The sequence below is a fragment of the Nocardia sp. X0981 genome (assembly GCF_977089955.1).
In genome coordinates this window covers 101,022-123,409 of record NZ_OZ372435.1, presented here as the reverse complement: position 1 = coordinate 123,409, position 22,388 = coordinate 101,022, and the positions used below count along the sequence as shown (strand labels likewise).

17 protein-coding genes are annotated in these 22,388 nt (G+C 70.2%); 9 read left to right on the top strand and 8 right to left on the bottom strand.

The window, feature by feature from the left end; all coding sequences use genetic code 11:
• The first annotated feature begins 23 nt into the window (after nucleotides 1–23).
• From narH to narI, 3 genes are all read left to right on the top strand, one after another.
• Nucleotides 24–1,814 carry a nitrate reductase subunit beta gene (gene narH / locus ACYR7D_RS00585; RefSeq protein ID WP_459547683.1) on the top strand — a complete coding sequence of 597 codons (1,791 nt, stop codon included), beginning with the start codon at nucleotides 24–26 and terminating at the stop codon, nucleotides 1,812–1,814.
• Between the two features lie 28 nt (nucleotides 1,815–1,842).
• A complete protein-coding gene (gene narJ / locus ACYR7D_RS00580) occupies nucleotides 1,843–2,523 on the top strand; it encodes a nitrate reductase molybdenum cofactor assembly chaperone (RefSeq protein ID WP_459547682.1) in 681 nt (226 codons plus the stop codon).
• A gap of 195 nt (nucleotides 2,524–2,718) precedes the next feature.
• On the top strand, nucleotides 2,719–3,459 hold the full coding sequence (narI, locus tag ACYR7D_RS00575; RefSeq protein WP_459547681.1) for a respiratory nitrate reductase subunit gamma: 741 nt from the start codon (nucleotides 2,719–2,721) through the stop codon (nucleotides 3,457–3,459).
• 10 nt (nucleotides 3,460–3,469) lie between these two features.
• On the opposite strand, the gene ACYR7D_RS00570 is transcribed toward narI, so the two are convergent.
• The 3 genes from ACYR7D_RS00570 to ACYR7D_RS00560 all read right to left on the bottom strand — a co-directional run bounded on the left by ACYR7D_RS00570 (nucleotide 3,470) and on the right by ACYR7D_RS00560 (nucleotide 6,458).
• Nucleotides 3,470–4,018 (bottom strand): STAS domain-containing protein, encoded by a 549-nt coding sequence (locus ACYR7D_RS00570; RefSeq protein ID WP_459547680.1) that lies wholly within the window; start codon nucleotides 4,016–4,018, stop codon nucleotides 3,470–3,472.
• A gap of 335 nt (nucleotides 4,019–4,353) precedes the next feature.
• Nucleotides 4,354–5,439: an NAD(P)H-dependent amine dehydrogenase family protein gene (locus ACYR7D_RS00565; RefSeq protein ID WP_459547679.1), complete on the bottom strand. Its 1,086-nt coding sequence runs from the start codon at nucleotides 5,437–5,439 to the stop codon at nucleotides 4,354–4,356.
• Nucleotides 5,436–6,458, bottom strand: a complete 1,023-nt coding sequence (locus ACYR7D_RS00560) for a Rieske 2Fe-2S domain-containing protein (protein WP_459547678.1) — start codon at nucleotides 6,456–6,458, stop codon at nucleotides 5,436–5,438. The genes ACYR7D_RS00565 and ACYR7D_RS00560 overlap by 4 nt, the downstream gene beginning before the upstream one ends.
• Nucleotides 6,459–6,584: 126 nt before the next feature.
• Between ACYR7D_RS00560 and ACYR7D_RS00555 the strand changes: the two genes are divergently transcribed.
• The gene (locus ACYR7D_RS00555) at nucleotides 6,585–7,238 is read left to right on the top strand and encodes a TetR/AcrR family transcriptional regulator (RefSeq protein ID WP_459547677.1); all 654 of its coding nucleotides are present in this window, start codon (nucleotides 6,585–6,587) and stop codon (nucleotides 7,236–7,238) included.
• 113 nt (nucleotides 7,239–7,351) lie between these two features.
• On the opposite strand, the gene ACYR7D_RS00550 is transcribed toward ACYR7D_RS00555, so the two are convergent.
• The 4 genes from ACYR7D_RS00550 to ACYR7D_RS00535 all read right to left on the bottom strand — a co-directional run bounded on the left by ACYR7D_RS00550 (nucleotide 7,352) and on the right by ACYR7D_RS00535 (nucleotide 10,713).
• Nucleotides 7,352–7,624: a DUF2283 domain-containing protein gene (locus ACYR7D_RS00550; RefSeq protein WP_459547676.1), complete on the bottom strand. Its 273-nt coding sequence runs from the start codon at nucleotides 7,622–7,624 to the stop codon at nucleotides 7,352–7,354.
• 155 nt (nucleotides 7,625–7,779) lie between these two features.
• Nucleotides 7,780–9,579, bottom strand: coding sequence for an NTP transferase domain-containing protein (locus ACYR7D_RS00545; protein WP_459547675.1), 1,800 nt, complete (start codon nucleotides 9,577–9,579; stop codon nucleotides 7,780–7,782).
• A 55-nt stretch (nucleotides 9,580–9,634) separates the two neighbouring features.
• The gene (locus ACYR7D_RS00540; protein WP_459547674.1) at nucleotides 9,635–9,931 is read right to left on the bottom strand and encodes an MGMT family protein; all 297 of its coding nucleotides are present in this window, start codon (nucleotides 9,929–9,931) and stop codon (nucleotides 9,635–9,637) included.
• A 5-nt stretch (nucleotides 9,932–9,936) separates the two neighbouring features.
• A complete protein-coding gene (locus ACYR7D_RS00535; RefSeq protein ID WP_459547673.1) occupies nucleotides 9,937–10,713 on the bottom strand; it encodes an alpha/beta fold hydrolase in 777 nt (258 codons plus the stop codon).
• Nucleotides 10,714–10,809: 96 nt separating this feature from the next.
• Between ACYR7D_RS00535 and ACYR7D_RS00530 the strand changes: the two genes are divergently transcribed.
• Together ACYR7D_RS00530 and ACYR7D_RS00525 are read left to right on the top strand one after the other, a co-directional pair.
• Entirely contained in the window at nucleotides 10,810–14,703 is a 3,894-nt protein-coding gene (locus ACYR7D_RS00530) for a PD-(D/E)XK nuclease family protein (RefSeq protein WP_459549942.1), read from the top strand.
• The gene (locus ACYR7D_RS00525; protein ID WP_459547672.1) at nucleotides 14,700–18,080 is read left to right on the top strand and encodes an ATP-dependent helicase; all 3,381 of its coding nucleotides are present in this window, start codon (nucleotides 14,700–14,702) and stop codon (nucleotides 18,078–18,080) included. Before ACYR7D_RS00530 ends, ACYR7D_RS00525 begins: the two co-directional genes overlap by 4 nt.
• Here ACYR7D_RS00525 and ACYR7D_RS00520 read toward each other — a convergent pair.
• The gene (locus ACYR7D_RS00520) at nucleotides 18,022–18,450 is read right to left on the bottom strand and encodes a DoxX family protein (protein ID WP_459547671.1); all 429 of its coding nucleotides are present in this window, start codon (nucleotides 18,448–18,450) and stop codon (nucleotides 18,022–18,024) included. The genes ACYR7D_RS00525 and ACYR7D_RS00520 overlap by 59 nt on opposite strands.
• Before the next feature lie 134 nt (nucleotides 18,451–18,584).
• On the opposite strand from ACYR7D_RS00520, the gene ACYR7D_RS00515 reads away from it, so the two are divergent.
• The 3 genes from ACYR7D_RS00515 (at nucleotide 18,585) to ACYR7D_RS00505 (ending at nucleotide 22,231) form a co-directional block, all read left to right on the top strand.
• Nucleotides 18,585–19,658 carry a potassium channel family protein gene (locus tag ACYR7D_RS00515; RefSeq protein WP_459547670.1) on the top strand — a complete coding sequence of 358 codons (1,074 nt, stop codon included), beginning with the start codon at nucleotides 18,585–18,587 and terminating at the stop codon, nucleotides 19,656–19,658.
• 40 nt (nucleotides 19,659–19,698) lie between these two features.
• On the top strand, nucleotides 19,699–20,646 hold the full coding sequence (gene nudC, locus ACYR7D_RS00510) for an NAD(+) diphosphatase (RefSeq protein WP_459547669.1): 948 nt from the start codon (nucleotides 19,699–19,701) through the stop codon (nucleotides 20,644–20,646).
• Between the two features lie 172 nt (nucleotides 20,647–20,818).
• Entirely contained in the window at nucleotides 20,819–22,231 is a 1,413-nt protein-coding gene (locus ACYR7D_RS00505) for a zinc-dependent metalloprotease (protein ID WP_459547668.1), read from the top strand.
• Nucleotides 22,232–22,388 lie beyond the last annotated feature (157 nt).

The following is a 22,388-nucleotide window of genomic DNA, read 5'->3' as shown; positions in this document are numbered from 1 at the left end:
ACCCGTGAAACCGGAGGACTGATATGCGAGTGATGGCGCAACTGGCCATGGTGATGAATCTGGACAAGTGCATCGGCTGCCACACCTGCTCGGTCACCTGCAAACAGGCCTGGACCAACCGCGGCGGTACCGAATACGTCTGGTTCAACAATGTGGAGACCCGGCCCGGCCAGGGCTACCCGCGGCAGTACCAGGACCAGGAGAAGTGGAAGGGCGGCTGGACGCTCGACAAACGGGGCCGTCTCACCCTGAAATCCGGCTCGCGCTGGAAGCGGCTGCTGAATATTTTCGCCAACCCCGATCTGCCGACCATCGAGGACTATTACGAGCCCTGGAGCTACGAATACGACAATCTGTTGTCCTCGCCGGCCATCGACACCACCCCGGTGGCTCGCCCGAAATCGCTGATCACCGGTGCCGACACCGCGGTCACCTGGGGCGCGAACTGGGACGACGATCTGGGTTCCGGTCCGGACCAGGTGGCGAAGGACCCGCTGCTGGCTCGCGTTTCCGAGCAGGTGAAGCTCGAATTCGAAGAGACCTTCATGTTCTACCTGCCGCGGATCTGCGAGCACTGCCTGAATCCGTCGTGTGCGGCGTCCTGCCCGTCCGGAGCGATCTACAAACGGTCCGAGGACGGAATCGTCCTGGTGGACCAGGACAAATGCCGAGGCTGGCGGCAGTGCGTGACCGGCTGTCCCTATAAGAAGATCTATTTCAATCACAAAACCGGTAAAGCGGAGAAATGCACCTTCTGCTATCCGCGGGTGGAAGTCGGCATCCCCACGGTGTGCTCGGAGACCTGCGTGGGGCGGCTGCGCTATATCGGCGTCATGCTCTACGACGCCGACGCGGTGCTCGCGGCGGCGTCGGTCACCGACGACAAGGATCTCTATCCCGCCCAGCTCGGTGTCTTCCTGAACCCGCACGATCCGCGGGTGGTGGCCGAAGCCGAACGTGCGGGGATTTCACCGGAATGGATTCAAGCCGCGCAGGATTCGCCGGTCTACAAGCTCATCGTCGACTATCAGATCGCGCTGCCGTTGCATCCGGAGTACCGGACCATGCCGATGGTCTGGTACGTACCGCCACTGTCGCCGGTGGTGGACGTGCTCACCGAGACCGGGCACGACGGTGAGGATCACGCCAATCTCTTCGGCGCGATCGACGCGCTGCGGATCCCGGTGGAGTACCTCGCCGAACTGTTCACCGCCGGTGACGTGGGGCCGGTGCGGGCGGCGCTGCAGCGGCTGGCCGGTATGCGCGCGTTCATGCGGTCGATCAACCTCGGCCAGGAACCCGATCCGGCGATCGCACCCTCGGTGCGGCTGGAGCCGGAGGAGATCGAGGCCATGTACCGGCTGCTGGCCATCGCGAAATACGAGCACCGCTACGTGATTCCGACCGGCGCGGGCGCGCGGGCACACGAACTGGATTCGCTGGCGACCGGGTGCAGCCTGGACAACGACGGCGGTCCGGGGATGACGGCCTTCGACCAGATGGTGGAAAAGTTCCACCTCACCGATTCCAACAGCGCCGCTCCGGAGGAGAAGGCGGGGCGGATCAATCTGCTCAACTGGGATGGGAAGAGCACCGAGGGGCTCGTCCCGGCCGGCGGTCGCGATCCGGGCGAGCCCGCCCCTCGACAGAGCAACGGTCACGGCACCAACGGCCGCGCGGCGAACGGATACACGTCGGACAGGGAAACGGCCGGCGACCGTCCCGGGGACGGGAACAACGGTAACGGAGCCGGCGGGTCCGCCGCGCGCCCCGCCGGTCGCACGACCCCGGAGCCGTCGGAGGTCCGGCGATGATCCGCGGGAATCGGGAACGGAGCAGCCGATGGCCCTACTGAAACTGCGTCGCCGCCCGGAACCCGCGCTCGCGATGAGCGAACGGCAGCGCCGGCTCGTCTGGCGGACCGCCGCCCTGCTGCTCGACTACCCCGGCCCCGCCACTCTGGCCGTGCTGGACCAGTTGACGGCGGCCGTACGCGAACTGCCGGAGCCGGTACGCGTCCCCCTGGCGGAGTTCTGCGACCATCTGCGGGCCACCCCGCCCCTGGAACTGGCCGCCCGCTATGTGGAAACCTTCGATATGCGGCGTCGCGCCAGCCTGCACCTGACCTTCTACGCCTACGGTGACACCCGTAAACGAGGGATGGCGCTGCTGCGGTTCAAACACGCCTACCGGCACGCCGGCGTGGAACTCGGCGAGAGCGAACTCCCCGATCACCTCCCGGTACTGCTGGAGTTCGCGGCCACGGTCGACCCCGTCGGCGGGGAGCGGCTCCTGGGTGAACACGTGCCGGTACTGGAACTGCTGCGGTTGTCACTGACGGACAGTGGTTCCCCGTACGCCGGGGTACTGGCCGCCGTGGTGGCCACCCTCGCTCCGCCGACCACCGCGGACCGGCGGCGGATCGCCGAACTCGCCGCCCAGGGACCGCCCGAGGAGGAGGTCGGGCTGGAGCCGTTCGCCATGGACCCGACGATGCCGGGCCGGGCGGAGACCCGCCGATGATGCGGTCCTTCGCCTTCGCCGCGGCGTCCGCGGACGGTATGGATCTGTTCGCGGAGGGGGCTCGATGAGGCGATACCGCGGTCCTTCGCCTTCGCGGATCGGGTGGATCTGCTCGGTGGAGGACTTCATGAGGCGCCACCCGCGTCGACGTCGCGGTCCTCGTGGATCGCATGCATCTGCTTCGAGGAAAACTCTATGACTACTGCGCTGTGGCTCACCCTGCCCTATGTGGCCTTCACCTCCTTTGTGCTCGGCCATATCTGGCGCTACCGCACCGACCAGTTCGGCTGGACCACCCGGTCCTCGCAGATCTATGAATCACGTCTGCTGCGGATGGGCAGTCCGCTGTTCCACTTCGGCATGCTCGGAGTGTTCTTCGGTCATGTACTGGGCGTACTCATCCCCGAATCGTGGACCGCCGCGGTGGGTGTCGACGAGCATATGTATCACCTGGTCGCGGTGAGTGCGGGTACCGTGGCCGGGCTCATGGTCCTCACCGGTATCGGCATCCTGCTCTATCGCCGGTTCACCGTACCGGCGGTCCGCAAGGCGACCACCGCCAACGACAGATTCATGTACTTCCTGCTCGGCGGCGCATTGCTCACCGGCATGCTGAACACGGTGGGCAGCAACCTGCTCTGGGGTACCTACAACTATCGGGAAACCGTATCCCCGTGGTTCCGCAGCCTGTTCACATCGAGCCCGCAACCGGAACTCATGGTCAGCACCCCGTGGACCTTCCAGGCCCACGGGTTGTTCGTCCTGGCGCTGGTCGCGGTGTGGCCGTATACCCGTCTGGTGCACATGTTCTCGGCGCCGATCGGGTATGTGGTGCGACCGTACGTGGTGTACCGCAGCAAGGAATTCGCCGGCCCGGACAAACGCCGCTATGCCCGCGCGTGGGATGCCCCGGTGACCCCGGATCGCTGGGGTTGACGGTTCGCGATCAGCGAACCGATGCGCCGACAGTGTCGTCGTGGGTGTCACCGGCCCGGCGGCGCCGGAGATCGGGCCGGCGGGCCTCCAGTACTCCCGCCATCTCGTACGGGCCCGGCCGGGTGGCGGGAGACGGGGGCCGTGCGGACCGTTGGAGCGCGGTCAGCCCGGCCGACACCGTCGAGTGGACGAGCAGACGTTCGGTCCGCGTATCGGCGCCCGCGAAGCGTGGGACGCGGGAGTCCCAGGTCACCAGGCAGATCACGACACCGTCGCGAAGCCAGGCGTCCGCGTCCTCGGCCAGGGCGGCCAGCGTACCGAGGGACAGGAAATCGAGCCGGGTGGTGTCGATGAGCAGCGCACCACCCGTCGCCGCCGCCTCGCCGGCGGCTTCCCGTATCTGCCGGCGCCACAGTGGCAGCGTGAACGCGTCCGCCTCACCGCGCATCGCCAGGACGACGATGTCCCCGTGCTTCCGCGACTGGAAGGTCAGCTGGCCGTCGGGGGACCGGTAGCGCGTATTCGCGAATCGGCGAGAAGAGCTCGAACTGGGATTCATAGTGCACCCGCAATTGGGTCGAGATGCTCCGTGGCATCGTGTTCAGGGGGCCCTGCGTTGTCAAGGAATGCCCTGAGTTCGTGCCGTACCAGGATAACCACCCGGTGCGGCTCGTACTGCGGCCATCCGGAAAGATTTCGCTTTCCGGATGCCTTCCGCTTCGCTTCGGAACCCCGTCGCCCTGCCGGATCGACACCCCGTGAACGAGCCGGGCGCGGATCCACGTGGTGTCGAGATCCGGCTCTCCGGCTCCTCGGCGGGACGAGGAGGCCGTCGCGATCGGCGCGTCCGCTCGGGACGGCCGGGACGGATGGCCTGGTCCCCGAGTGTACCCATCAGCTCTTGAACCGTCCGGCGAAACCGCGTAGTGGGAGATCGGCGCTGGTGATGATGCCCGGTCGGGCCGCGACGACGGACCCGAGCGAGTTCAGCGCGGGCAGGCCGGTCACCGTCATACCGATGGAGGCGAAGCTCGCGGGGTCGGACAGATCCACCCCCTTGCGCGGGAAGATCATATGCTTGCTGTAGACATTCGGATCACCGGTTATCCGGGTGATGTAGCAGCCCTCGATATCCCACGCGGGATCGGTGTGGGGGGTCATCTGCCATTCGAGGTGCGTTTCCACGCGCGCTACGCCGCCGACCATGCCCTGGTACTTGATGTAGTTCGCGCCCAGCGACCCCTTGGGCAGGAAATACCAGCCGAGGTCGATGTCCTCGGTACACGCGCCGAGTTCGTAGCCGAACCGTACCTCGTCCAGTTCGAGATCGAACGCGTCGGCCATCAAATACACCGAGTCGGCGAAGACCGCGGTGTATTTGTGGAGCGAATCCGGGATCGATGGATCGTCCACCGGTCTGCCGTAGCCGACGGCCCGCCAGGTATCCACCGAGTGGTGGCAGGATACGTCGACCGATTCGGTGACGGTGACGTTCTCTATATCGGCCACATCGGCGGTGTGCACGATCCCGAGGATCTGGCACAGGCCGGGGTTCATACCGGTGCCGTAGAACGTCGAGTGGCCTCGCTCACACGCGGCCCGGATGACCTCGCTGACCTTCCGGCCGGACGGATGCGGGTGATGGGTGTCACGGTGGAAACCGGTGATCCAGTCCGCTGTGGTGACCACGTTGATTCCCGCCTCCAGAACCTGCACGTAGAGCTCTTCGTCGGGGAAGACACCGTGGAATGTCAGCACATCGGGCCGGGCGGCGATGATCTGTTCGACCGAACCGGTGGCGGTGACCCCGATCGGCCCGATGCCGACGATCTCGCCGGCGTCACGTCCGATCTTGTCGGGGGTGTAGCAGTGCAGCCCGACGAGTTCGAGGTCGGGGTGGGCCCGGATCCGGCCGATCATCTCGGTGCCGAGGTTCCCGGTGGCGACCTGGAATACCCGGATCTTGTCCGTGGAGCTCATTGCGGGCCTTTCGGTTGTGGTCGGGCAGCGGATGCACCGCCGTCCGGGTAGAACTGGGCGGCCCATTCGCGTAGCGCCCGGAAACCCTGGTACTCCTTGCGGGAGAGGGCGGGCGGATCGGAGTACCGCTGGTGTGCCCAGATATGGATATCCGCTTCGAACTGTTCGATGACGTAACCGGCCATTGCCCTTCCGTATTCGGTGATCTCCGCGCTGCGCTCACCCGGTTTACGCCCGATCCATACGGTGAAGCGGACATCGGAGGTGCGTTCGTCCACCGGAGTCACCGCCGGCATGGTGCGGTTGTCGACCATGCCCCAGCTCTTGGTGACCGAGCAGCCCAGCCCGGCGTTGATCGACTCGACCCCGCTGTCGGCATCGTCTGCGGTCGCCCCCGCGTCGAACGCGATGGTGAAATCGACGCGCGACACCGGACCGGAGAAATCGTGACGGGTGAATTCCGGGACGAACGGGGTCTTGTGGACGAACTCGAAATGCGCGAAATCGACCCCGTTCTCCATGACGTACTGGGGGTGCAGTTCCAGCCCCGGCCGGTACAGCGTCGCGGCGGGGACGGGTGGGTAGTAGTCGGCGGCGCTCTTGCCGTCGCCGAAATCGCGGAAGATATCCGGGACGTCGAAGTAGGGTGCCCGCCCGTCGAGATCGAACCAGATCCAGACCGCTTCGTTGCGTTCGACCACGGGGTAGCTGCGGATCCGCCGGCCTTTGTTCGGGTGGGTTTCGTAGGGGATGCACACGTTGCGGCCCTCGCGGTCCCATTCCCAGCCGTGGAACGGGCACACGATGGTTTCGCCCTCGACCCGGCCCCCGTACCCGAGATGGGCGCCGAGGTGCTCGCAGTAGGCGTCGAAGACCGCGATCCGGCCCGTCGCCGATCGCCACGCGACCATTTCGCGTCCGAAGTACTTCATCCGATGTACCGCGCCGATCCGGATTTCGGAGCACCAGGCGACCTGGAACCAGCCTGTCGGTTCCATCGACAGCGGTGGTTTTGCCATCTCGATCCTCCGGCGTCCGAGGGCTGCGCGCGGCAGCGTGGTGGTGCGGTGATTGTGATCCGCGCCACGAGACATCCTGAGCATAGAAGGCTCTGCGAAAGAATACAAGAGGGGTCTGTGAAATGTATGCGGCGCAGGTCGAAGGCATTACAATCGGCATTCGTGGCGGACGTGGCGATAGGCGGGCGGCGCGCGAACAAGCGCGGTATCGCCTCCCGGGAGAGCATGCTCGAGGCGGCGATCGCCTCGCTGGCCACCGGAGACCCCGCGGCCGTCTCCGGAAACCGGATCGCCCGCGCTATCGGGGCGACCTGGGGCGTGATCAAATACCAGTTCGGCGATATCGACGGTCTGTGGGCGGCCGTCCTGCGCCATACCGCCGACAAACGCGGTGATCTGCCCGCCGGAATCAAACCGGACGGCACTCTGCGCGAGCGGGTGTCCGCGATGATCCACGCGATGGCCGCGGGGCTGCGCCGGCCGGAATCCCTGGCGATCGAAACCCTGCGTGCGGCACTACCCCGGGAGCACGCCGAACTCGAACGCGACTATCCACTCACCGCGGCCGAGCTCGCCTCGTGGAAACCCCACTGGGACAAAGCCTGCGAACGGGCCTTCGCCGACCTTGCCGTCGATCCGGTGAAGATCCGCCGGGCGGCCGCGCTCATCCCCGCGGCCATGCGCGGGATCACCTCCGAACGAACCCTGGGTACCTACGGCGACCTCGACGACGCGCTGGCCGGTCTCATCGATGCCCTCGTGGCCTACCTCGAAGACTAGAAACGCCGTCCCCGCGCCACCTGTCCCGCCGCCGAGACACGGGCCGCGCACCGTTCGTACCGTCGACCGATCCGCGCCGCGGCCATTGTGGAGATGGCGGAGCGGGAATCCGGTCAGGAACCGGCGGCGCCGGTGATATCGGTGGCCGCCGCTTTCATCGCATCGGGCAGCTGGGTGGCGGCGTCGAGTAGTTCCACCCCGAGCAGTGTGCCGTCGGCCGCGAAATCCAGCGCGGCCACCACGGCTCCGCTCTCGTCCTCGACGGTCAGCGTGCGCGCGACGCGGCGAGGTCCGGGCTCCTGGCCCACGAGGGCGAGGTAGGCGGCGTTGGCCTGCCGGTCCCAGGTCAACTTCTCGACATAGGAATGGTGTGGTTTCTCGGTCATCGATCCCCCCGGGTCGTCACGTGGCAGATGAAAGCCTCGGCGGGAGACCGCAGGCCCGGTGAGGAGAATACCCGGTCGGAACCTGTGCGGGACAACCGAACCGGACGGTGATCGCTCTCGGGATCCGGTAGCAGGCGCGGCCGTGAAGACATACGTCAGTGTGGCACCGGGATGAACTCGACTGTCGCACCGTCGCGCGCGTCGATCGGGACGACGACCACACCGTCCCGATCGACGAGACCGCCCAGATGGGCGGTGCGGACGGCGCTATCACCGATCCAGCCACCGGCCGGGGGTCCGGCGGCGCGGGCCGGGACGATACGGGACACCTGGCCCGCGATCCCGCCCGCGTTGTGCAGCGGGCCGAGGATCGGCCGGGGCGGGGCCGCGCCGGTACGGCCCGCGACGATCGCGGGCGTCAGAGCCAGCAGGGTGGCCACGGCCGCGAAGGGATTACCGGGCAGACCGAGAATCGTGGGGCCCGAGCGGAGTTCGGCGACCACGGTGGAACCGCCGGGGCGGAGGGCCAATCGCGGGACCAGTATCCGGGAAGCGGCGCGGTCGAGGGCGGCGCGTAGCTGATCGGCGGCGCCACCGCCGGTGGCGCCGACCACGACGAGCAGATCGCAATCGGTGGCCGTGGTCAGCACGTGGTCGAAACCGTGGGCGGTATCGCGCAGATGTACCCGGTCGAGTGTTTCCACCCCCTGCGCGGCGAGGAGTGCGGGCAGGATCGGGCCGATCGAATCACGGGTCTGACCGGCCTGCAGGGGGCCGATGCTGCGGATCTCGTCGCCGGTCATGACGATACGGGCGCGGACCGGCCCGCGGACCGCCGCGGCGGTGACCTCGACCGCCGCGGCGGCGGAGACGAGCGCGGCGGTGACGGCGGAACCTGCCGGGGCGATCTCGTCACCGGGCGTGCGATCCTCACCGCGGCGGCGGATATCGGAGCGTTCGGGGGTGTCGGGGAGCCGGTACAGCCGGCCGTCCACGCGGGCGAATTCGTCGCGCAGCACCCGGGTGGTGCCCTCGGGAATCTGCGCTCCGGTGGCGATACGCACCGCCTCCCCCGAGCGCAGACCGTCCGGCCGCTGCCCACCGGCGAAACCGATATCGGTGCGCAACTCCCAGGGCCCCTCGCCGGCGACGGCGTAACCGTCCATGGCCGAGACATCGAAGCGGGGCAGTGCCTCGGCTGCGGTGAGCGCGGTGGCCAGCGCCGCCCCGCGGGCGGGATCGAGTTCGCGGTACCGCTCCGGCAGCCGGGTGAGCTCGTCGCGCAGGATCCGCCGGGCATCGTCGAGCGACAGCGATGCCCGCTGCCGGGAGGCGTCCGCGGCCGGGGGAGCGCTGGTGCGCGGACCGGTTCTCCCGGACGCCACTGCCGCGCGGGCCGCTGCGATATCGTCCGGGGTATCGCAATCGTCCACTCCGGGAACCGTGACCGTCAGTGTCCGCTCCGGGACCAGTGCCTTCATCGGCTGATTGATCACGGTCCGCAGACCGTGCAGCCGGTCGGCCAGCGCCCGGCGCCGCCAGACGCCGATGAGATATTGCGGCCGGCCCGATTCGTCGGTGGCGAACACGGCGTCGTATTCGTCGCGGTGCCCCAGGAGTTCGCCGATCACCTCGCCGGTCAGAAAGGGCAGATCGGCGGCGAGGATCACGAGGTGATCGGCGGCAGCGGTACCGAGACAGGCCAGACCGGCGGCGATCGCCGCCACCGGGCCCGAGCCCGGCTCGGGCTCGCGGGTCTGCCGGATATGCGCGCCGAGTTCCGGGCGCGGCGGGCCCACCACCACTGTCCGGCCCAGACCCGCCACCGCCGCCAAGGCGATATCCAGCATGGACCGCCCGCCCACCAGCAAGCCGGGTTTGTCGACGCCACCCATACGGCTGGCCCGTCCCCCGGCGAGCACGATCACATCCGGAGCCGGCACAGAATTCGGCATGCGCCCATGCTATTCGCCGTCTGGGACGATGCGCAGAGCCGGTGCCTCGGGCCGCTCAGGGAAACGGATGACGGACGGCGCGCAGGTCCACCCGCCCGTCGCCGACCGGCACACCTTCGGCCGCGAGCAACCGCAACTGGCGTTCGGCCAGGTGCGGCGCGGGTCTCCCCGAGGCACCGAGCACCCGATGCCAGGGCAGGTCGGCGGCATCCGTGCGCATGATCCAGCCCACGGTGCGCGGCGTCGACAAACCCGCCGCCGCGGCGATATCGCCGTAGGTCGCTACCCGGCCCGGTGGGATGGACGCGACGAGTTCGCGCACCCGCTCTATCTGTTCGTCGGTAGTGGTCACGGAGATCAGAGTGCCGCGCGGATCAGTGCCGCCGTTTCCGCGGGCAGTACCTGGGCGACCATATGGTCACAATCCCATTCGTGCACGGTCAGCCGCGGGCCGAGACGGCCGGCCAGCGCGGCGCGCAGACGCGGGGTGACGAACGGCGGATCCACCTGCGTCGCCCGGACCAGCACGGTCGGCAGCTCCGGTGGTGGAAGAGCCGGATCGCGGGCCAGCTCGCCCCAGTAGGCGACCAGAGCCGGGATATCCACCCGCCACCCCATCCGCCCGTTCGATGTGGGCACCAGATGTTCGTCGAGTTCGGCCTGCAGCAGCTCCGGCGCGGCCGCACCCCAGCCGGTGGCGAGTTTGTCCCGCCGGGCCTCTTCGATATCGGTGTAGTCGGGAGAAGCCAGGGTGGACCGGGCGATATCGTGCAGCCACGCCGGGTCCAGCGCGACAGCCGGGTCGAGCAGGACGAGCCCGCGCACCAGTTCCGGGCGCTGCCGGGCCAGCCGCAGCGCGCAGGCCCCGCCGAAGGAATGCGCGACCACCACCACCGGCGCGTCGGTCTCGGCGGCGATCAGGTCCGCCAGATCGGCCACGATCGTTTCGAGGTTCCACGGTGGCCGGGCGGTGGATCGGCCGTGTCCACGCAGGTCGGGCGCGACCACCCGGATATCGGGCAGCCACTCGGTGGCCAGCGCCGCCCAGCGTCGGCCGTGGCCGGTGAGCCCGTGCAGAGCCAGCACCACCGGGCCGGTGGCCGGGCCGAAACGGTGGACATGCAGTGTGGACACGATGACATTCTTATCGGTGGTCGGCGCGTCCGCAGCCCGCGCGGGGGTGCCGGGGTATCGGCGGTGTCGGCACCGTCTGTTGCAATAGCCGTCGTGGTGCGTTCGGATAGGCCGGTGCGGCTGGTGCGCCGGAGAACGGCGGCTCCCCGGGCTCGGACCTGGGGGGCCGATATACGCGCGCTGTTCACCGCGGAGCACGCGGCAACCGCCGCGCAACCCGGTGCGGGTGCGATATGGCAGGTCCTGGGTGGCCCCGGCACCGGGAAGACAGCGCTGCTGGTCGATGTGGCGGCGGCGCGTATCGCAGGGGGAGCGGACCCGGAATCGGTTCTGCTGCTCACCCATTCGAAGCAGTCGGCGGCCGCCGCCCGCGACGCCCTCACCGAACGACTGACCCACTGGGAGGTGTGCGCCCCCCGTTTCGCCGCCGTGCCCGGTGCCGCGGCGGTGCCGGCCGAACCGGCGCTGTTCCCGCCGGCCGGCCCCGACTCCGCCGTACCGCCCGCCGCCCGGGTGGCCGGCGCGACCCGGGAGCCACTGGCCCGGACCATCCACTCCTATGCGTTCGGGATCCTGCGCCGGCAGGCCGCCCGGTACGGTAACCCGCCGCCCCGGCTGCTCACCGGTGCCGAACAGGACGCGGTGCTGCGCGAGATGCTGCGCGGCGATATCGCCGATATCGCGGCCGGTGCCACCGATCTGTGGCCGGAACGGCTCCGGCCCGCCCTCGGCCTGACCGGTTTCGCCGATCAACTGCGCGATCTCATGCTGCGCGCCACCGAACGCGGGCTGGGCCCGGAAGATCTGGTCGAACTCGGCCGGCGGCGCGACCGTCCCGACTGGGTGGCAGCCGGGCGGTTCGCGCTGCGTTACGAGCAGGCGATGCTGCTGCGCTGGTCGGTCGGGGTGGCCGCACCGGAGGCCTCGGCGCCCGCGCTCAACGCGGCGGAACTGGTGGGGGCGGCCCTGGACGTCCTGGCCGCGGACGCCGAACTGCTGGCCGGGGAACAGGCGCGACTGCGCTGTCTGCTCGTCGACGACGCCCAGCACCTCGATCCCCAGGCGGCGCTGCTGGTACGGGTGCTCGCCGCCGGAGCCGGGACCACCGTGATCGCCGGCGACCCCGACCAGGCCGTGTACACCTTCCGCGGTGCCGATCCGCGTTTCCTCGCCGAACTCGAGGTGCCCGAATCGCGGCGCGTAATCCTCTACGACAACCATCGCTGCGGGCCGGCGCTCATCACCGCGGCGGCGCGTATCGCCTCCCGGTTACCGGGTACGGCCACGCACCGCACCACTCGTGCCGATCTGGGGCCGGTCGAGCGCGGGGAACAACCTGCCGAGGAGGCCGAGGGCGCCGCGGCAGCGCCGGCCGCGGAGATCCGGGTGCGGGTACTCGGCAGCCCGGCCAAGGAGGCATCGCTCATCGCCGACCATCTGCGCCGCGCCCATCTCACCGACGGGGTGCCGTGGTCGGAGATGGCGGTGATCGTGCGATCGGTACCGCTGCTGTTGCCGCCGCTGCGGCGCGCGCTGCTGGCGGCGGGGGTACCGGTACGACAGCCCGCGGACGATACGCCGCTGGCCCGCCGCCGCGGTGCCGCCTGGATGCTGCTCGCGCTACGGGCCGTCCTGGCCGGTGAGGAGCTGCGCCGCGGCGCCGGGACCACCGAAGCGCTGTTCGGGCCCGACGATGCCCTGGATCTGCTGACCGGTCCGCTCGGCGGCGCCGATCAGATCGGCCTGCGGCGCCTGCGCCGCGGTATCCGCCGCGCGAGCGTGGAACTGGCTCGGTCCGCGCCGGTCGCCGATGAGGCGGCCGACGCCGGTGCGGTGGCCCCGGAACCGCCACCCGAGCCGTGCGAGGAACCCCCCGTCCCCGATCCCGAGTGGCCGCAGGACGCCCCGGACACCGCGCCGGTGCGTGATCCGTTCGCCGAGACGGCGCGCCACGCCGCCGACGCGGACTGGTACGGGCTCGACGAGGACCCGCCCCGCGATCCGTGGGACGGATTGCCGCCGGAACCGGTGGACGAGGAGGAATTCCCGCCGGACCCGGCGGAGGGGGAGGAGCTGCTCCCGGACGACGCGCCGCCGCCCGCGGGTGGCGCAGCCGTTCGTGCCGCCGCGGCACCCGTGACGGCCGGAGCTCCGGCCGCCGGGCGGGCCGGCGCCGCGCCCACCGGGGCCGGTGCAGCGGATGCCCCCGGCCGCACCGATTCGCCCGTTCGCCCCGCGGCCGGCCCGGAACGTCCCTCCGTGGAAATCCTGCGGGAACTTCTGCTCGGCTCCGGCGACCAACGAATTCCGGCGGGTCTGACCGATGTCGAGCTCGCGCCGCTGAAACGGGCCGGACGGGCGCTGGAACGCGCGCGCCGGGTGCGCCGCGCCGGTGGTGGCCTCGAAGATGTGCTGTGGGCGCTGTGGACCGGATCGCGGCTGGAGCGGCGCTGGCTGGCGCAATCCCAACGGGGTGGGGCAGCCGGGATGCAGGCCGATCGCGATCTCGACGCCGCTGTCGCGTTGTTCGAGGCCGCGGCCGCCTATACCGACCGGTTACCGGGCGCCACCATCGAGGGTTTCGTCGAATACCTGGACCGCCAGCACATCGCGCAGGACCGGGAGGCGCGGGCCCGGCGTGACGAGGCGGTGGATCTGCTGAGCGCCCACGCCGCGGCCGGACGGGAGTGGACGGTCGTCGCCGTTGCCGGGGTACAGGAGGGCATCTGGCCCGATCCTCGTCTCCGGGGCACCCTGCTGCACATCGAGGAGCTGGTGGACGAGGTCGCCGGAATCACCGAGCGAGTCAGCCGTTCCGCCCCGATCCTGGCCGAGGAACGCCGGCTGCTGTTCGTCGCGTGCAGCCGGGCGCGGCGATCACTGCTGGTCACCGCGGTGGAATCGGTGAGTGGGGAACGGGATCTGGTCCCTTCCCGGTTCCTGTCCGAACTGCTCGGCGGTGACGGGGACGGCGAGCCCGGCGCGCTTCCGGTCGCCGAACCCGGCCGGGTGCTGGCCCTGAACGCGGTGGTCGCCGAATTGCGCGCGGTGGTGTGCGATCCCGGCGCCGGAACCGAGCGGCGCCGCCGAGCCGCCGGTCAGCTGGCCCGGCTGGCCCTCGCGGGTATCCCGGGCGCCGCACCCGACGACTGGTACGGCGTCGCCACACCGAGTTCCACCGAGACGCTGTGGCACGACGATTCTCCGGTGGCGCTCTCCCCCTCGACCGTGGAGGTGTTGCGGGCCTGCCCGCTGCGGTGGGCGCTGGAACACCACGGCGGGTCGGACGGTGAGAATCCACACGCCGTCAAGGGCACCCTGGTGCACACCCTGGTCCAGGCGCTGGCGGGGCGGATACCGCTGGATCGCGTGCGCGCCGAACTCACCCGCACCTGGAGCGGTATCGATACCGAGGCCGGCTGGTACTCCCGGCAGGAACTGCGCCGGACCGAGGCCATGCTGGACGCATTCGTCGCCTGGGTGCGCACCACCCGGGGTGAGCTCACCCAGGCCGGTATCGAGGTGCCCGTCGACTGTGTGCTGCCCGCCCGCGCCGAAGGGGAGCCCGCTGTCCGTATCCGCGGCCGGATCGACCGGCTGGAACGGGACGCGCAGGGCAGGTTCGTCATCGTGGATGTCAAAACCGGCCGGACCCCGGTCAGCGAGGCCGACGCCACCCAGCACGCCCAGTTGGCCACCTACCAGGTCGCCGCCGCGGCGGGCGCGTTGGACGAGGCATCCGAAACCGGCGCCGGTGGCGCCCGGCTGGTGTACGTCGGGGCGCCGGCGTCCTCCGGGGTCGCCAAGGAACGTGCCCAGCCCGCGCTGGACGCCGAGGCGCTCGAGGCCTGGCGCGACACCATCCACACCGCCGCCGCGGCCACCGAAGGGCCGGTTTTCCTGGCCGTCCGCAACGAAGGCTGCCGGCACTGCACCGTGAAGAACAGTTGTCCGGTGCAGGACGCGGGACGTCAGGTGACCGAGGAGTGAGCGCCCGGGTCACGCCGGGACAGGTGGCCGAGGCGCTCGGCCTCCCCCCGCCGACCGCGGAACAGGCCGCGGTGATCGCCGCGCAAGCCGGACCGGTGCTGGTCGTGGCGGGGGCGGGCGCCGGTAAAACCGAAACCATGGCGGCCCGTGTCGTGTGGATGGTGGCCAATCGCCTGGTGTCGCCCGAGGAAGTACTCGGACTGACGTTCACCCGGAAGGCGGCCCAGCAGCTCACCGCCCGGATCCGCACCCGCCTGGCGCGGCTCGCCGGGTCCCGGCTGGTGCGCGACCTCGACCCGTCCGGCGAGCTGCGGGCTGCCCTGGCGGGTGCGGAACCGGAGATCAGCACCTATCACTCGTATGCCGGTCGCCTGCTGGGCGAACACGGTCTGCTGCTGCCGGTGGAGCCTTCGGCCACGCTGCTCACCGAAACCCAGCTGTGGCAGCTCGCGCATCAGGTGGTGCGCAGCTGGGACGGAGACCTCGATACCGACCGTTCGCCGCTCACCGTCACCGAGGCGGTGCTCGCCCTGTCCGGGCAGCTCGCCGAACATCTGGTGGAACCGGAGCAGCTGGCCGAAGCGCATACCGAACTGGAGAAACTCGTCCACACCCTCCCGCCCGGTCCACGGCAGCGCGGTGGGCCGAACAAGGAGCTGTTGTCGATCCTGCGCGCGCAACGCGAGCGGGTGGCCCTGCTACCGCTGGTGCGGCAGTTGCGCGAAACGCTGCACCAGCGCGGCGCCCTGGATTTCGGTGCGCAGATGTCGCTGGCGGCGCGTCTGGCCGCCGAACACCCGGAGGTCGCGGCCGCCGAACGCGCGCGGTTCCGGCTGGTGCTGCTGGACGAGTATCAGGACACCGGGCATGCGCAGCGGGTCCTGCTCTCCGCGCTCTTCGGCGGGGAGCACCCCGCCGAGCGGCGGCAGCGGGGCCCGGCGGCCCGCCCGCTCGCGGTGACCGCGGTCGGCGATCCTATGCAGTCCATCTACGGCTGGCGTGGTGCCTCGGCCGCCAACCTGCCGCGGTTCACCACCGACTTCCCCCGGCGCCCGGGCGTTCCGGCGCCCGTGCTGCCGCTGCTCACCAGCTGGCGTAATCCGCCGGAGGCGCTGGACCTGGCCAATATGGTCGTCGAGCCCCTGCGTGCCGCCGCGCGGGCGAGCGGCGGGGTCACCGTCGACCCGCTGCGTGCCGCACCCGGTGCCGGACCCGGTGCGGTGGCGCTGGCACTCACCGATACCGTGGCCGCCGAACGCCGCTGGGTCGCCGAGCGGATCGCCGCCGAATGGGCGGCCGCCCGGGAAGCCGGCCGGCCCCCACCCACCTCCGCGGTGCTGATCCGCCGCAACGCCGATGCCGCCGAACTCGCCGAAGAGCTACGCGCTCGAGGCCTCCCGGTCGAAATCGTCGGCCTCGGTGGTCTGCTCTCGACACCCGAGGTGGCCGATATCGTGGCCACGCTGCGGTTGCTCGCCGACCCGGCGGCCGGCAGTGCCGCCGTGCGGATCCTCACCGGCGCGCGCTGGCGACTCGGTACGGCCGATCTGGCCGCGCTGGCCCGCCGGGCCCGGGAACTGTCGATCCGCCGGGAATCCGGTGCCGCGATCACCGACTCCGCCACTTTGGCCGCCGCCCTGAACGAGGTCGCCCCGGAACCTGCGGAACGTGCCGGCCTGGCCGACGCCCTCGCCGATCCCGGTCCCGCGGACCGCTATTCCGTGGCGGGCTACCGTCGCATCACCGCGCTGGGCCGGGAGCTGGCGATGTTGCGGGAACGCGCCGGGCAGCCGCTGACCGAACTGGTCGCCGATGTGGAACGCACCATCGGTGTCGGAGTGGAGACCCAGGCCCGCCGCGCGCTGACCGGTTCCGGCGCCGGCCGCGAACATCTGGACGCCTTCGCCGAGGTCGTCGCCGGCTACGCGAACGATTCGGGAGCCGGGCTGAGTGGTCTGCTGGCCTTTCTCGCCGCGGCCGAATCGGTGGAGAACGGGCTCGAACCCGGTGAGGTGGAGGTCGCGCCGGACCGGGTCCAGGTGCTCACCGTGCACGCGGCGAAGGGGCTGGAGTGGGAGGTGGTCGCGGTACCGCATGTCACGCGGGACGTGTTTCCCTCGACCCGCGGGGTGAACACCTGGCTGGGTGCCCTGGCCGAATTACCCACGGCCCTGCGCGGCGATCGCGCCACCCCGGAATCCCCGGACGGGGTACCGGTGCTGGACACCACCGAGTTCACGGATAGAGCGGAGTTACAGCGCGGGCTCGCCGCACACAAGGAAGCGTTGCAGCGCCGCCGCCTCGACGAGGACCGCCGGCTCTTCTACGTCGCGCTCACCCGGACCGAACGCGTTCTGCTGGTCTCGGCGCACCATTGGCCGGAGACCGGGGAGAAACCCAAGGGGCCGTCGGAGTTCCTGCTCGAGGTGAAAGCGGCAGCCGAACGGCCCGGAAGCGGCGTGGATATCGCGGTCTGGGCGCCGGACCCCGAACCCGGACTGCCCAACCCGCTGGCCACCGCCCCGGTCTCCGCGGCGTGGCCCGGCGATCCGCTCGGTGCCCGCCGCGAACATATCGAGGAGGGCGCGGCCCTGGTCCACCGGGCACTCGAGGAATTGGCCGACGGGACACCGGATCCCGAGCCCGGCGAGGACCCCGACGGCTGGATCGCCGATGTGGACGCCCTGCTCGCCGAATACCGGGCGGGTGCGGCCGCCGTGGCCCATGTCGAACTTCCCACCCAGCTCCCCGCCACCGCTCTGGTGGAGATGCGCGCGGACCCCGGCCGGCTCGCCGCACGCCTGCGCCGGCCGCTTCCCTATCCACCCAACCCGCTGGCGCGTCGTGGCACCGCCTTCCATGCGTGGGTGCAGCGCTGGTTCGCCACCGATCAGCTACCCGGCCTGGACGATCTGCCCGGTGCCGCGGATGCCGGCGCCGCGACGGACGCCGATCTGGCCCGGATGCAGGAGGCGTTCCTGTCCTCTCCGTGGGCCGCGCGCCGGCCGGTGGAGATCGAGGTGCCGTTCGAAACCACGATCGCCGGTGTCGTGATCCGCGGCCGGATGGACGCGGTATTCGCCGACCCCGGTGGCGGCTGGACGATCGTCGACTGGAAAACCGGTGCCGAGCCGGGCCCCGCCGACGAGGCCGCCGTCGCTGTGCAGCTCGCCGTCTACCGCCTGGCCTGGGCGCGGCTGCTGGCGGCGCGGACCGGCGAGACCGAACAGCGCATGCTGGACCGGATCGGCGCCGCGTTCTACTACGTACGCAGCGGCCGCACCGTCTCACCGGAGCGGCTACCGGGCCCGGACGAACTCACCGCCCTGCTCCACGAGTCGGCGGCGTCCGGCGGCTCACCGCCAGCGCCTGGGTGATCAGCGGCCACTGCATCGGCAGCCGCAGCACCGAGATCGCCTTCAGCGGCCAGGGTGCCTTCGGATTGCGCACCGAATCCGCCGTGAACTGGATATTGGCCGGAAACACCGCGACGAACAGCAGCGCCGCCAACCGGCCCCCGAGCCGCCGGGTCCGGGGAATCAGCAGTGCTGTTCCGACACCGATCTCGGCGATACCCGACCAGTAGGTGTAGGCACGCGCCTTGCCCGGCAGACGCGGCGGGACGATCGAATCGAACGGTTTCGGCGCCACGAAGTGCAGGACGCCGGCGCCCAGCAGCACGGCGGCCAGCCGCAGTGCCGGAGTGCGGCCGGAATCGGGAGCGGCGGTGGGCGGACGCTCTGTCATACACCCACCTTAGAGAGCGGCGACCACCGCGCGGCCGACGTGCCGGGTGCGCAACGGGTAGGCTCCCGAGCTGTGTCGGAGGGACTGACGGTGAAGGATGCGAGCGGCGTCCGGTGCGGCGGGAGGTGCCACCGGTGAGTTCGCGGTTCGCCGATCTCGGCGGGCGAGCGCGCAACCTGCGCGGATCGGTCGAACGGCCGGATTTCGCACTGGTCGGGATATTGCGCATCCCGGAGGTACAGAACAGTCCCTGGATCTCGCTGACGCGCCGGGTTCTGTTCGCGATCGGTCTGCTGTGTGCCGCCGCGCTCGTCGTCTGGTTCGGCCGGGAGGGATACCACGACAACGCCGACGGTTCGGTGACCCTGCTCGACGCGTTCTATTACGCCACCGTCTCCCTGTCGACCACCGGGTACGGCGATATCGCCCCGGTCACCGATTCGGCGCGGCTGGTGAACATCTTCGTCATCACCCCACTGCGTGTGCTGTTCCTCATCGTTCTGGTCGGCACCACCCTGGCCGTACTCACCGAACGTTCCCGCCAGGCCTTGAAGATCCAGCGTTGGAGGCGCACCGTGCGTAATCACACCGTCGTAGTCGGGTACGGCACCAAGGGCCGCACCGCGATCGACGCCATGCTCGGGGACGGCGTGCAGCCCGCCGATATCGTCGTGGTCGACACCGACGCGGTGGCGCTCGAAACCGCCGCGACCGCCGGATTGGTCACCGTGCACGGGTCGGCCACCCAATCCGATGTGCTGCGCCTGGCCGGGGTGCAGAACGCCGCCTCGGTCATCGTGGCCGCCAACCGTGACGACACCGCTGTCCTGGTGACCCTCACCGCCCGCGAACTCACCAAGAAGGCGAAGATCGTCGCCTCGATCCGGGAATCGGAGAACACTCACCTGCTGCGCCAATCCGGTGCCGATTCCGTGGTGGTGTCCTCGGAGACCACCGGTCGTCTGCTCGGTATCGCCACCACCACACCCAGCGTGGTGGAGATGATGGAGGACCTGCTGACCCCCGAGCACGGTTTCGCGGTCGCCGAACGCGAGGTCGAGCCCGGCGAGGTCGGTGGCTCGCCCCGCCATCTCAGCGATATCGTGCTCGGCGTGGTGCGCGGTGAAGAGCTGATCCGGGTGGGCGAGCCCGAGGCCGACGCGCTGGAATCCGGCGACAAACTCCTCTACATCCGTCGCGCCCGCTGACCCCGGCACGGTCGCTTCCGGGCCGGGATACTCTCGTAACGTGGCCGTATTCCAACTCAATCAGGTGCCCCTGCTGTCCCGCTCGGCGCTCGACCGTGCCGACCATCTGCGTGCCGACGCCGCCGCGCTGAAGGAGGGCTGGCCCACCGCCAGGTTGTTGCGGGTCGGGCGGCGCGGCGCCGTCCGCTATGAATCCGGCGCGCTGATCTGGGACGCGGCCACCGGTCTCGCGGACGAGCCGAGCCCGGAGGCGGTGTTTCTCGGTGTCGACAACGGCACCCATCTGTGGGCCGTCAGCGATCCCGAGCTCACCGGGCGGTTGAGCGATCTGCGCCGGCTCGCCGACGAATCACTGGACGATTTCACCGCGGGGGTGCTGGCCACCGCGCTGGCGCTGATCAACTGGCATGCCTCCGCCGCCTATCACGGCGTCGACGGAAGCCCGACCGTATCCACCAAAGCCGGTTGGTCCCGGATGGCCGAGGACGGGCGCGAGGATTTCCCGCGCACCGATCCGGCGGTGATCTGCCTCCTGCACGACGGCGGCGACCGGGTACTGCTGGCCCGCCAGCACAACTGGCCGGAGACCATGTTCTCCCTGCTGGCCGGTTTCGTGGAGGCGGGGGAGTCGCTGGAGCGATGTGTCGAACGGGAGATGCGCGAGGAGGTGGGCCTCGATGTCCGCGATATCCGGTATCTCGGCAGTCAGCCGTGGCCGTTCCCACGCTCGCTGATGCTCGGCTTCTGCGCCCTTGCCGATCCCGGGCAACCGCTGGTTTTCTCCGACGGGGAGATCGCCGAGGCGCACTGGTTCACCCGGGCCGAGGTTCGCGAGGCGCTGGCCCTGGGCGGCTGGCGCACCCGGCCGGCGGCGGGTACCGGGCCGGACACCACGCCCGGCCCGCGGTTGCTGCTACCGGGCTCGGTGTCCATCGCCCGGACGATCGTGGAGTCCTGGGCCGCCGGAGACGAGCCGGTCGCGGGGTGAGCCCGCCCGCGTGGATGTTCACCCAGCGCGAAGCGCGGCCGGTGCGGCGGACCGGGCGGTTCGCCGCGCCTACTATGGACGATATGCAGCTTCACGATGCGCCGGCCGGACGCTCCGGTTCGTGCGCCCTCCCCGGACACCACCCGGATACTCTTTCGTTGGGTGAGGCGCGATGAGTGATTTCCCGTTCGGCTTCTCGCAGGGCGACGACGACGATGATCGCCGCCGCGGTGACAAACCGGGCGGCGGTAACGATCCATTCGGTTTCGGTACCGGCGGCGCCGGCTTCGATCCCGCGGCACTCGGCCAGATGCTGACCTCACTGGGACAGATGCTGAGCGGTATGGGTCAGGGTATGACCGGGGGCGGCGCCGGACCGGTCAACTACGACGTGGCCAAGCGCCTGGCCCGCCAGCAGCTCGGTAAGACCGTCCCGCCGGTGTCCAGCGGTACGGCCGCCGCGGTCGCCGATGCCGCGCGTCTGGCCGAATTGTGGCTCGACGACGCGACCACCTTCCCGGCCGGGGCGAGCGGCGCGGAGGCCTGGACCGCCGACGACTGGATCGAGAAAACCCTGCCCACCTGGCAGCGATTGTGCGATCCGGTGGCCCAGCAGGTCTCCGGTATGTGGGTTTCGGGTCTACCGGAAGAGGCGCGGGATCTGGCCGGGCCCATGATGGGCATGCTGGGGCAGATGGGCGGGCTGGCCTTCGGTTCGCAGCTGGGACAGGCCCTGGGCCAACTGGCCAAGGAGGTGCTGACCGGTACCGATATCGGGTTGCCGCTCGGGCCCGCCGGGACGGCCGCGCTGCTGCCCACGGCCATCGCGGAGTTCAGCGAGGGCCTGGAACAGCCGGAGAGCGAGATCATGGTGTTCCTCGCCGCTCGTGAGGTGGCGCACCAGCGACTCTTCGCGCATGTGCCCTGGCTGCGTCAGCAGGTGCTCGGCGCCGTGGAGGACTACGCGCGCGGTATCACCATGGATTTCTCCGCGCTCGAGGATGCCGCCCGCAATCTGGATCCCTCCGCGCTCACCGATCCGTCCAAACTCGAGGAGATCCTCGCGCAGGGCAGTTTCGAACCGCAGACGACTCCGGAGCAGAAACAGGCCCTGGAGCGGTTGGAGACCCTGTTGGCGCTGATCGAGGGCTGGGTGCAGGTGGTGGTGGCGGCCGCGGTGGGTGATCGGCTGCCCGGCGCCGGTGCGCTGGCCGAAACCCTGCGCCGCCGCCGCGCTACCGGTGGCCCCGCCGAGCAGACCTTCGCCACCCTGGTGGGTCTGGAGCTGCGGCCGCGTAAATTGCGCGAGGCGGCCACTCTGTGGCAACGGCTGACCGACGATGCCGGTATCCAGGCGCGCGACGGTGTGTGGTCGCATCCCGATCTGCTCCCGACCGCCGGTGATCTGGACGCACCCGCCCGGTTCATCGATTCGGTGCTCGGCGGTGGTGCGGACGTTTTCGACGATCCGCTGGCCCAGCTGGCCGCCACCGAGGCCGCCGAACGCGGCGAGGCGGCGCCCGGGTCCGCGGACGATGACACCGACCCGGAGGAGCCGCAGAACCCCGAGGACGGTAAGCGCTAGCGGGAGCGCCGCTTCGGAAAGTGGTCCCGCGCCCGTCGAAGAGATTTCGTCGGGGGCTCGTCGGCGCGGTGGGGACGTGCCCGACCTCGGAAAACGCAGTTGTCCACAGGCTGTGTGCCTGTGGACAACTGCGTCGGGGCGCCTGTTGGGCCGCATG

Excerpts from the sequence above, each read along its gene's own strand:
- narH (WP_459547683.1), top strand. The coding sequence starts at position 24 with ATGCGAGTGATGGCGCAACTGGCCATGGTGATGAATCTGGACAAGTGC.
- narJ (WP_459547682.1), top strand. The coding sequence starts at position 1,843 with ATGGCCCTACTGAAACTGCGTCGCCGCCCGGAACCCGCGCTCGCGATG.
- narI (WP_459547681.1), top strand. The coding sequence starts at position 2,719 with ATGACTACTGCGCTGTGGCTCACCCTGCCCTATGTGGCCTTCACCTCC.
- ACYR7D_RS00570 (WP_459547680.1), bottom strand. The coding sequence starts at position 4,018 with ATGAATCCCAGTTCGAGCTCTTCTCGCCGATTCGCGAATACGCGCTAC.
- ACYR7D_RS00565 (WP_459547679.1), bottom strand. The coding sequence starts at position 5,439 with ATGAGCTCCACGGACAAGATCCGGGTATTCCAGGTCGCCACCGGGAAC.
- ACYR7D_RS00560 (WP_459547678.1), bottom strand. The coding sequence starts at position 6,458 with ATGGCAAAACCACCGCTGTCGATGGAACCGACAGGCTGGTTCCAGGTC.
- ACYR7D_RS00555 (WP_459547677.1), top strand. The coding sequence starts at position 6,585 with ATGCGGCGCAGGTCGAAGGCATTACAATCGGCATTCGTGGCGGACGTG.
- ACYR7D_RS00550 (WP_459547676.1), bottom strand. The coding sequence starts at position 7,624 with ATGACCGAGAAACCACACCATTCCTATGTCGAGAAGTTGACCTGGGAC.
- ACYR7D_RS00545 (WP_459547675.1), bottom strand. The coding sequence starts at position 9,579 with ATGCCGAATTCTGTGCCGGCTCCGGATGTGATCGTGCTCGCCGGGGGA.
- ACYR7D_RS00520 (WP_459547671.1), bottom strand. The coding sequence starts at position 18,450 with ATGACAGAGCGTCCGCCCACCGCCGCTCCCGATTCCGGCCGCACTCCG.
- ACYR7D_RS00505 (WP_459547668.1), top strand. The coding sequence starts at position 20,819 with ATGAGTGATTTCCCGTTCGGCTTCTCGCAGGGCGACGACGACGATGAT.